Below are 1,551 nucleotides of genomic sequence, written 5' to 3' on the forward strand. Positions count from 1 at the left end.
GGAGTTGGCGCTGATGCTGGCGCGGCAACGGGTACTGAAGATCCAGACCAAGCTGCACCGTTGGGCACGCGATGATCCTCATCGCCGGTTCGACGATCTGTTCAACCTCGTCACTGATCCCGCGTTCATGTTGGTGGCGTGGGATCGGGTCAGCGGGAACAAGGGTGCCGCCACGGCCGGGGTCGATCGACGCACCGCGTCGTCCATCACGGCTGGGCAGGGTATCGAGGCGTTCCTCGATGAACTGCGGTCGCAGGTAAGGGACCGCAGTTTCCGCCCGTTGCCGGTGCGCGAGCGGATGATCCCCAAAACCGGTGGTGCGTTGCGCCGCTTGGGGATTCCCACCGTGACCGATCGGGTGGTCCAGGCATCGTTGAAGTTGGTGTTGGAGCCGATCTTCGAGGCGGATTTCCTGCCGTGTTCCTACGGTTTCCGTCCGAAGCGCCGCGCTCATGATGCGGTGGCCGAAGTGCGTTACCTCGCAACACGTCCCCGGTGTTACGACTGGGTTGTTGAGGGAGACATCAAGGCCTGTTTCGATGAGATCGACCACACGGCCCTGATGGGCCGGGTGCGTCGACGCGTCGGGGACAACCGTGTCCTGGGATTGGTGAAGGCGTTCCTCAAGGCGGGCATCTTCACCGAGGACGGCCTGCTGGCGGACAGCACCGCCGGAACCCCGCAGGGTGGGATTCTTTCGCCGTTGTTGGCCAATGTGGCGTTGTCGGTGCTCGACGAACACATCGCCGGGTTGCCGGGTGGTCCGGCCACCGGCTCGGTGGAGCGTGCTCGACGACTTCGTCACGGGCAGCCGAACTTTCGGCTGGTCCGCTACGCCGACGACTGGTGTCTGATGGTGCGGGGCACCAGAGCCCAGGCCGAAGCACTACGGGAGGACATCGCCGCCGTGTTAGCGACGATGGGGTTGCGTCTGTCGCCGGATAAGACCCTGATCACCCACATCGACGAGGGGCTGGACTTTCTCGGGTGGCACATCCAGCGTCGCCGCAAACGAGGCACCAGCTGCAGCTACGTCTACGTTCATCCGTCCACGAAGTCCGTGTTGGCGGTCAAACGGAAGATCAAGACGCTGCGCCGAACAGTCGAACCCAGCCAGCCGCTCGATGACCTGCTGCGCCGGATCAACTCGACGCTGCAGGGCTGGGCGGGATATTTCCGGGCCGGGGTGTCCTCGGCGACCTTCTCCTACCTGAGCCACTACACGTGGCAGACGGTGTGGCGTTGGCTGCGCCGAAAACACCGCAAATCGACCTGGAAACAGTTGCGCCGCCGCTACTGCGGCGGCGGCTGGTGGCCAACCACCGAGGACCGGATGCTGATCGATCTGGAGAAGATCGGCACCACCCGCTACCGCTACCGCGGTGCGGTCATTCCCTCGCCCTGGCCGACCGACGAGGAGGACACCACAGCAGCCTGACCGGGTCTTGTGGAGAGCCCGGTGCATTGAAAGGTGCACGCCGGGTTCGGGAAGCGGCCCGGGAAAACGGAACAGCCCCAACGGTTGTCACCGCGTCCCGGGCCGACTTTCAC

1 protein-coding gene is annotated in these 1,551 nt (G+C 64.5%); it reads left to right on the forward strand.

What is annotated here, in order from left to right; genetic code table 11:
- On the forward strand, window positions 1-1,438 hold a 1,438-nt coding region (ltrA, locus tag ACJH6J_RS30370; protein WP_406805032.1), incomplete at its 5' end, for a group II intron reverse transcriptase/maturase.
- Window positions 1,439-1,551: the final 113 nt, after the last annotated feature.

Origin of the sequence: Mycobacterium sp. SMC-18 (assembly GCF_045310895.1) — a bacterium.
Classification (GTDB): domain Bacteria; phylum Actinomycetota; class Actinomycetes; order Mycobacteriales; family Mycobacteriaceae; genus Mycobacterium.